We start from the raw sequence: 8,115 nt of genomic DNA, 5'->3' as shown, positions 1-8,115 counted from the left end.
TACCTACGCGGAGAACCTTCTGACATGACTCCATCCTTCACAAGAAGTGGAGCCTCCGGACTCACCGGGGGGATTCAGTCCATGCAACGCCCCCGACCTTGACCACGGCCTCCTCCGCAACCCGCAAATGCGCAAGCTGACGCCCTAGATCGGCCCGCAGTGAATCCAGCGGCACCGTGCTTTCGGCGGTGAGCCACTGATCCATCACCCCGGCGGGGCGCGGGCCATGCTGGTGCTGGATAAGAGCCAGCAGCTGCGGCGCATCAGACGGTTTGGTGAGACAAAAAGCATCGACCAGCTCGGTGTTGAGCGCAACCGTGCTGCGCAACTCCTCAAGCGCGGACTTTGCGTGGTACAGGCGCACTTCCAAAGACTGGTCGTCAATGACTTCACGCCAAAGGAAGGAGTTTCCCTGCACCGCAGGCCGCCACGCGCGTACCAGTTTAGAGAGCGTTTCCTGGATTCCGACATAGTCAGCCTCTGACAAGCCAGTCGGATCTGTTTCGGGTACCGGCGCGATCGGCGCTGCAGCCAAATTCGCACACAACCCCAAAACCTTGTGTAGCGGCATGTTAAGCGGTTTGCGAACCTCATTCATCGCGGTCGCATATTGGTTGAGTTGGTCGCGACGGTCCCTCACGCCCAGCCGAGTGGCACCCGGCATCGCAACAGGAGGTTTCACGACGTTGTCGAGTGTGTTGAGTAGCTCGGTTGCCACTTCTTTGCGGTTCGCCTTGTGCGAGTGCAGTTCCAACAAGTATGAGCCGAGTCCAACCGAGGCAAGACGATTTCGCACGACCTCAAGGGCCGCCATCTTTTCCGATACGAATAGCACGGTTTTGCCCGCATGCAGGAGTGCGCCAATCATGTTCGCGATCGTCTGCGACTTGCCCGTGCCTGGTGGACCATCCATGACGAACGTCTTGCCTGCGAGAGCTGCAGCCACTGCCGCCCGCTGGGAAGAATCTGCGTCAAGTACGAGAGGCGTGAGTTCAGGAGGAGCAGCCCGGTCAATATCGGCGTCCTCAAGCCGATCAAACTGAAATGCTGCCGATTGCTGCGACGGATCGGATGTTGCCAGGGCTCGTACGATGGGGTGCTCGAGAATCCTGGCTTCGTTATCCAGAAGATCCCTGAACATGGCCTCCTTCGTGAAGGAGAATGTCGATAGGTATGTGGTCTCGCGTAGCGTCCATCCGGTGAAAGCGTCATGGTTTGCGAGCACAGACCGTATCGCGGTAAGCGTCTCTGAAACCGACAGGTTATCGATTTCCTCGATGGCGGGCAGGTCAATCCCGAATTCTTTCAACCGAAGCGCCAGCGCTGGATTCAGTACGGCGTCATCTTCACCGACCGTAATGAGTGGCGTTGACTTTGGCCCATTAGGAAGCAACTTCACCGGGACAAGGAGCAGCGGAGACACCATCTCCGTACCGTCTACGTCGCACCAATCTAGGATCCCGAACGCAAGGTAAAGTACCGACAGGCCTCTATCAATGAATTCCGCTGAAGCCTTTCGCATCAGGTTTCTGACCACCGCGGCGACTTCAGCATCTGGTCGAGGCGAATGGTAGAACTCGCCAGATGGTGAAGCCAAGGACTCCGGGGCAAGATCACCACGTATTGACTGCGCTTTCCCCGTTTGCAAGAGGTTGAGAGCTTGGTCTGGAGGTGGTGCGTCAATTAGCAGCGACGAGGTCTTCGAGGCACGAAACTTGATCAGCGCACTTTGTCGGGTGAGACCCACAAGTCCGTCGCGCCATGACTTGAGGGCGGCTGAGACCTCGCCTTGCCGTGCCAGCGCGGAGGGGACAGTCGCCAAGCCGCCGCCCTGCGTCGTCGGGGAAATCGAGTTAGTGGTTGCGTCGAGATCGATTGGCTGCGGAGCTTCGTCCAAGAGTTGGGAATCTGCGAACTCGAACCTGGCGTGCCTGCCATTGGACACATGGTTCGCCTGCGTGTCGTGATCCGAATCGGTCACCGTGAACTCCTTGAGGACAGATCTCACCGACGATATCGGTGGCGCTATCGACGAGCTTAGATCCGGTCACTGACACTTTCGCCCGGAGTCACGGAAAACAAGACGCGTCACGCCACCCGCGGCAGATCCCGCTCCGCGCTGTGCTCCCGCGGCGCCGTCCCACGCGCCACCGGCCGCCACCCGACATACGTCAGATACAGCCCCAGCAGCGCGAACGCCACGTACACGACCCGCCACAGGTTCACCGCGCCCATCCAGTCGGCCGGAACCGACAGGACCGTCGCCGGAAACGCCACCAGCAAGAACCCCTTCACCGCAGTCAGCCAGCCCAGCGCGGACACGCTGAACGCCGCCACCCCGCGCCAGTACGGGTGCAAGGCGATCACCACCAGGCCGGCCAGCAAGGTGAACGCGCCCGCCACCCACGACCAGAGCCAATCGTCGCCGACCTCGGCGAGGCGCGTCCACAGCTCCGAGCCCTGCACGGCAGCAGTCAAGCAGAGAACGGCCAAGAACGGGCCGACCACCCGGGCGAACATCCGAGTGGTGTTTTGGGATTGAATCGAGGTACTCATCGTTTCGTCCTTCCCGAGCGTCCCCCTTAACCGCCATTGTCCTCCCTAAATCGCGGTTGTGCCGCGATCCCGCGCGCCGCTGAACAGCCACCGCAAGCCCATCGAGCATGTCGGTACCGCCCGGGACATCTACCAGCTTCACATGCGCGCGGCAGCCCAGATCGCCTCCGGGATCTTCGCCAGCGTCATCCGCAAAGACCTCCTGGCCAAACCGACGTGGATGTTCTTGACATGTCCCGGCGGCTTGTCCGTCGATTCCGACGGGTTACCTGGACGGCCCGCCGGGAGCGCGCGAGTCTCCCAGCGCGGCGACGGTCTATACGTTTTCCCTACAAATGAAAGGGGCCCCTTGCGGGGCTCTTGACGGCTAACCTACCCCGGCCATGCGACCGATTCAGCTAGCAGTGTTCAGCATACCCGGTTCGATGCGTCCAGACACGTATATGCACGAATAGGCGGCCTGAGTACAGTCGGTGCATCAACCACCATCCCGGGAGCACACCTGACATGGCCGCCTCCCGCAAACGTCCCCTCAGCGCCCTGATCACCCGAGTGACCATCGCGGTCGTCGTCGCAGCGATCTTGGTGGCCACCATCTGGGCCAGTCGTGCCCACCCGGTGCGCAACCCCATCCCGATACCGGCGGCCAAAACGATCGGACCCGGCATCGGCATCAACGTCACCCCCACCGACGGCTCCGACAACATCAGCTGCACAACAGGATTTCTGGTGCACACCAAGGACAACCGGCCGGCGCTGCTATCCGCCGGGCACTGCAACAAGCCCGGCGGGCCCGCCGCGGTGGCGATTCGTCACGGCGGGCTCTACAAATATCCGGTCGTCGGCACCTTCACCGAAACCATCTACGACGGCAACGACTGGAACGACTTCGACATCGGACTGATCGACCTGGACCGTCCCGGCAAGATCCCGTTGACCTCCGAGATCGACGGGCATCCGGTGGTCGGCCTGGCCGAGCGCGTCGAAATCGGGGAAACCGTCTGCCATTTCGGGATCCGCAGCGGCGGCGCGATGTGCGGGCCGGTGGTCGCCGGCGAGGAGAACAAGATCCGGTTCGCTGCGACCGCCAAGTGCGGCGACTCCGGCGGGCCGGTCTACCGAATCCGGCCCGACGGCGCGATCGAGGCGGTCGGGATCTTCACCGCGGTGTCCAACGGCGACTACTCCGAGCCGACCTGCGACGGACCGCACATCTACTCCGTCGCGCAGCTGATCAAGCCGTGGCTGAACGCGTGGGAGCTGACGCTGGTGACCGCGGAACCGTAGTGCTCACGTCCCGCAGAACGTCCGGTAGTCGCCGAATTCCGGCGGTGCTGGGGCGGCGTAGTCGGCCAGGCCGTTGCGCTCGTCGTACGGCTCGGCCAGCACCTCCAGCAGCTTGCGCACCGGCACGAGATCATCGCGCATCGCGGCGGTCAATGCCTGTTCCACCAGGTGATTGCGCGGAATGTAGACCGGGTTGACCCGATCCATCGTGTCGACGTCAGGTTGCAGGGCCTGCCAGCGTGCCAGCCAGTCATCGAAGACCGGTGGCAGCGCAGCGGTGTCGCCGCGGCCTGCCCGCGCCAGGTTCCGGAAGAACGAGGTGTAGTCGACGGCGTTGTCTTTCATCAGTGCCAGCGTCTGATCGATCAGCGCGGCCGCTTCCACGCTGCCGGTCAGCCCGAATTTGGCCAGCATCCCGGCCGACCAGTGCCCGTGATAGCGCGGCATGAACCCTTCCAGGGTCTCCACCGCCGTCGACAGTGCCAGCTCCTCGGTGGCGGCCAGCAGCGGCAGCAGCGTCTCGGCGAAGCGGGCCAGGTTCCACTGCGCGACCAGTGGCTGGTTGCCGTAGGCGTAGCGCCCGGCGTAGTCGATGGAGCTGAACACGGTCGCCGGGTCGTAGGCGTCCATGAACGCGCACGGCCCGTAGTCGATGGTCTCCCCGGAGATCGTCATGTTGTCGGTGTTCATCACCCCGTGGATGAAACCGACCAGCATCCACTGCGCCACCAGCGACGCCTGGGCCTCGACCACGGCTTCAAACAGTGCCAGGTAAGGGTTTTCGGCCTGCGCTACCTGCGGGTGATGCCGGGCGATGGCGTGCTCGGCCAGCCGGCGCAGCAGCCCCAGATCACCGGTGGCACGGGCCTGCTGGGCGACGAGCTGGAAGCTGCCCACCCGCAGGTGGCTGGCGGCAATGCGGGTAAGGACCGCCCCGGGCAGCTGCGTTTCACGTTGCACTTGGGCCCCGGTGGCGACGACAGCCAGTGAGCGGGTGGTGGGAATACCCAGGGCGTGCATGGCTTCGCTGATCAGGTACTCGCGCAGCATCGGGCCGACGACGGCCAGCCCGTCGCCGCCGCGGGCGAACGGGGTGCGCCCGGAGCCTTTGAGATGGATGTCGCGGCGGTGATCGCCGGCCAGCTCGCCGAGCAGCAGGGCGCGCCCGTCGCCGAGCAGGGGGACGTAGTTGCCGAACTGGTGTCCGGCATAGGCCTGGGCGACCGGGGTGGCGCCGTCGGGAACGCTGGTGCCGGTCAACAGCTTCAGGCCGTCCGGGCTGCGTAGCCAGTCGGGGTCGAGGCCGAGTTCTGCAGCCAGCTTTTCGTTGAGTACCAGCAGCTTCGGGTCGGCCGGGGTGGCGGCCTGCCAGGGTTGCGCGAGCTCGGGGAACTCGCGGGCGAAGTCGGCGGTCAGGAGCGGGGGTGCCACTCCGCCAGCCTACGGGGAGATCGGTCGCCGTCCAGGTTCGTGCCACATCCACCACTTCCGTACCTGCGCCGTCAGGGTGTGTGAGGTATGGATCGGATAGCCGTGGCGATATCGCGACGTGGGCTACCCGCGCTGCGCTGCGCCGAGCTGATGGTAGTTCGCGGGGTCGATCTTTCAGGAAGCACCGACACGGTCGGTTCACCGGCGGGCTCGCGCGCCAGTGCTTGCTTTCGCCGCCCCTCGCCTGCGGCTACCTGCTGCAAGATCTCGCGCCGCCGCTGCTCTTGCGCCGCACGGATTTTGTCGGCACGCGCTGACGCAATCGATCTGTTCCAATCCCGTTGCGGCTGAGGTTCGCCGATCCAGCCCCGCTCGGCGGTCATTGGGCCTCACTCGGATTCGCAGGCCACAGCCTGGCGCGTAGTTGTCGACGCCTCTCCGCTCGCACCTCAACCTGCCGCTGCGCAGCAGCTACCCCGAGATGCAGGTATTGGTGCTGAATCTTGTGCATCTCTTTTGCCGCAACCAGGGTCAGGTACGGGTTCCCGTACTTGCGCCTGGCGTAGGCCAGCAACTCGGCATCGCTGAGGCGGCCGAGCCGGTCACGGTACGCAGGCCGGACATACTTCACGTCCGCCTCGCTTTCGACAGGTGACTCCGAACTCGGCCACCAACTTTCGCAACAGATCCCAGTCCAGTTCGGACATATCGCCTTCCCGGCGGTGCCGCACCCGGGCATCCACCCCTTGCGCGCTGATCGCGCGCCGGCTCTTCCCCTGGGGCACCGTGCGGTGGTGGCGCGGTTGCCGGGACGACGGGCCAGGTACCCGAACGGCCGTCCACTCGTGAGCTGTGTCGAGCATAGCGGAGCACACCGACGTCGGCGATCCTGCGGCGGTGGCGTCGGTCAGGAGTGAACTGACCGATCCAGGTCAACGGGACTTCCCGACCACCGCCGCCCGTATCCCATGCAGCATGTCATTCGTCGCGACAACGTGTAAGCGCGTCCCGATCACCAATGCCCGATACACACTCCCGTGCAGCCCAGGAAAAGCCGCGTAGGACCGGGCGTGCACGCAGGTGCCACCACCCGGCGCGTCGCTCAGCTCGAAGTGCAGCCGATACCGCGAGAAGCGGTGCCGCCCCGTCAAACTCAGCCGCTGTTCCTCGACGCTCTCTGCCACGTCGAAGCCGGCCCGCGGTTGCGGGCCGAGCAGTGCGACAAGGGGGTTGCGCTCGGCGCCGCGCAGCAGGGACTCCACGTACCACCGCAATCCATGCCACACGGCCCGCCGCGGCGCATCCACCCGTACCGTGTGCTCGTCGATGTAGGGCAGGTTGTCGGTCATCTCAGTCACCCCCGCTTCTTTCCATATAGTGTGCCGAATTCAGCGGATGCCAGACAGCAGGCCTGCTCGGCCACCGCGGCCCGGGCGTGGCGGGAAAAGATACGGAAATCGCGGGCCAGCGCGAGCTGCGGGCCCGCGCCATACGCGTGTCCGCGCGCCGCGGCGATGCTGGGACAACCCAACCGGGCTCTGGTAGTCGCTCATGCCTTGTAGACGATCCCGCGGCACCGAATGTGACACCGCCGGATCGTCACACACGGCAGGCTCCGTCCGTCCTACGTAGAGACACCTCATACGGGAAGGACCGAAACCATGAACACTGCACTGTGGGCCGCCCAACTGACCTTGGCCGCGGTATTCGCCGCGTCGGGGGCCGCCAAACTGACCATGGCGCGCGATCGCTTGATCGCCACCGGCCAGACCGGGGTGGCGATGTTTCCGATGCCGGTGGTGCGCTTCACCGCGGCGATGGAGCTGCTGGCGGCGGTCGGACTCGTGGCGCCGGGGCTGACCGGGATCGGGACGGTGTTGACGCCGCTGGCCGCGCTGGGGTTGTGCGTGGTGATGATCGGCGCCGCCTGGGCACATTCGCGGCTGCATGAGCCGTGGAGCGTTCTGGTCAACGCGACGATGTTCGGGTTGGCGGCCTTCGTCATCGTCGGCCACCTGCTCTGATCAGTGCCGGAAAGCTCAGACCACCAGCGTCTGCGTCGCCAGGCCCGCCGGCCCGGCGGGATCGAAGACCGTCGTCTGGGTGAACGCCCCCTGCCCGGGCGTGACCAGGGTGCGCGAGTCCATTCCGACCCAGTGCCCCACCGGATCTCGGTGCAACACCACGGTGAAGTCGCAGTTGATCGCCGGGTGCTCGGCCGGTGGTGCGCAGGCGCTGATCCCGCTGCCGGAATCCCCCACTGTCAGCACCCGCTGCCAGGGCGTCATCGCCTCGCCGGCGACCAGCGCCACGTGCGGGCGCGCCCAGGCCCGGGCCGGGCCGTACCCGGCGAAACCGCCGTCCAGAAAACACCAGTCGATCGCCGACAGGTATCCGCCGGCATGCCATCCGTCGGGAAAGGTGAACGTCTGCGCGGTGGGCTCGGCCCCGCCCGGTGCGGGATCGGGGGCATCGGCCGGAAAGTCCGCCGAGGCCGCCGCGATCCGCCAGGCCCGCCCGATCAGCACCGTGCGCCCGTCGGCCTGGGCGGTCGCTTGCAGCAGCTGCACCCGTTTGCCGGTGCGGATCTCCTCCACCGCGATGCGCAGCGGTGCCACCGGCACCGGAGTCAGGATGTCGATACTGACTCGCCCCAGCCGGTGCCCGTCGCGGGGCTGGTAGCGCTCCATCTCGCGGGCCAGCAGCGCCGACGGCGGCCCGCCGTGCTGGCTCGCGGCGCTCCACGGCCCGCCGGTCAGCGGTGAGCTGTCGAACTGTCCGGGGCCGGTCTGGGTATAAAACGCCTCGCCATCCACGGCTATCAGGCTAAACCGCCCCGCA

General features: G+C 65.4%; 7 protein-coding genes and 1 riboswitch. Of the genes, 2 read left to right on the top strand and 5 right to left on the bottom strand.

The features are described 5' to 3' along the window. Positions 1 to 61: 61 nt before the first annotated feature. Both BST10_RS19030 and BST10_RS19025 read right to left on the bottom strand, forming a co-directional pair. Positions 62 to 1,981: a DUF4011 domain-containing protein gene (locus BST10_RS19030; protein ID WP_133054450.1), complete on the bottom strand. Its 1,920-nt coding sequence runs from the start codon at positions 1,979 to 1,981 to the stop codon at positions 62 to 64. Between the two features lie 107 nt (positions 1,982 to 2,088). Next, a complete protein-coding gene (locus tag BST10_RS19025) occupies positions 2,089 to 2,556 on the bottom strand; it encodes a hypothetical protein (RefSeq protein WP_083039931.1) in 468 nt (155 codons plus the stop codon). 507 nt (positions 2,557 to 3,063) lie between these two features. Here BST10_RS19025 and BST10_RS19020 point away from each other — a divergent pair. Beyond that, complete coding sequence (locus tag BST10_RS19020) at positions 3,064 to 3,843, top strand: chymotrypsin family serine protease (protein ID WP_083039928.1); 780 nt, start codon at positions 3,064 to 3,066, stop codon at positions 3,841 to 3,843. A 3-nt stretch (positions 3,844 to 3,846) separates the two neighbouring features. Here the strand turns inward: BST10_RS19020 and BST10_RS19015 are convergent, their stop codons facing one another. Both BST10_RS19015 and BST10_RS19005 read right to left on the bottom strand, forming a co-directional pair. Then, a complete protein-coding gene (locus BST10_RS19015; RefSeq protein ID WP_083039926.1) occupies positions 3,847 to 5,274 on the bottom strand; it encodes a protein adenylyltransferase SelO in 1,428 nt (475 codons plus the stop codon). A 737-nt stretch (positions 5,275 to 6,011) separates the two neighbouring features. Beyond that, positions 6,012 to 6,125: riboswitch (SAM riboswitch) on the bottom strand. Between the two features lie 81 nt (positions 6,126 to 6,206). Then, complete coding sequence (locus BST10_RS19005) at positions 6,207 to 6,623, bottom strand: hypothetical protein (RefSeq protein WP_083039923.1); 417 nt, start codon at positions 6,621 to 6,623, stop codon at positions 6,207 to 6,209. 312 nt (positions 6,624 to 6,935) lie between these two features. On the opposite strand from BST10_RS19005, the gene BST10_RS19000 reads away from it, so the two are divergent. Then, complete coding sequence (locus BST10_RS19000; RefSeq protein WP_013827530.1) at positions 6,936 to 7,298, top strand: DoxX family protein; 363 nt, start codon at positions 6,936 to 6,938, stop codon at positions 7,296 to 7,298. A gap of 15 nt (positions 7,299 to 7,313) precedes the next feature. Here BST10_RS19000 and BST10_RS18995 read toward each other — a convergent pair whose 3' ends face one another. Beyond that, entirely contained in the window at positions 7,314 to 8,090 is a 777-nt protein-coding gene (locus tag BST10_RS18995) for a thioesterase family protein (RefSeq protein WP_083039920.1), read from the bottom strand. Between the last annotated feature and the right edge of the window lie 25 nt (positions 8,091 to 8,115).

The organism is Mycolicibacter algericus DSM 45454, from assembly GCF_002086455.1.
Lineage (GTDB): Bacteria > Actinomycetota > Actinomycetes > Mycobacteriales > Mycobacteriaceae > Mycobacterium > Mycobacterium algericum.
The sequence above is the reverse complement of the archived record's forward strand: the minus strand, read 5'-3'. Positions and strand labels throughout refer to the sequence as shown.

Excerpts from the sequence above, each read along its gene's own strand:
- BST10_RS19020 (WP_083039928.1), top strand. The coding sequence starts at position 3,064 with ATGGCCGCCTCCCGCAAACGTCCCCTCAGCGCCCTGATCACCCGAGTG.
- BST10_RS19005 (WP_083039923.1), bottom strand. The coding sequence starts at position 6,623 with ATGACCGACAACCTGCCCTACATCGACGAGCACACGGTACGGGTGGAT.
- BST10_RS19025 (WP_083039931.1), bottom strand. The coding sequence starts at position 2,556 with ATGAGTACCTCGATTCAATCCCAAAACACCACTCGGATGTTCGCCCGG.
- BST10_RS19000 (WP_013827530.1), top strand. The coding sequence starts at position 6,936 with ATGAACACTGCACTGTGGGCCGCCCAACTGACCTTGGCCGCGGTATTC.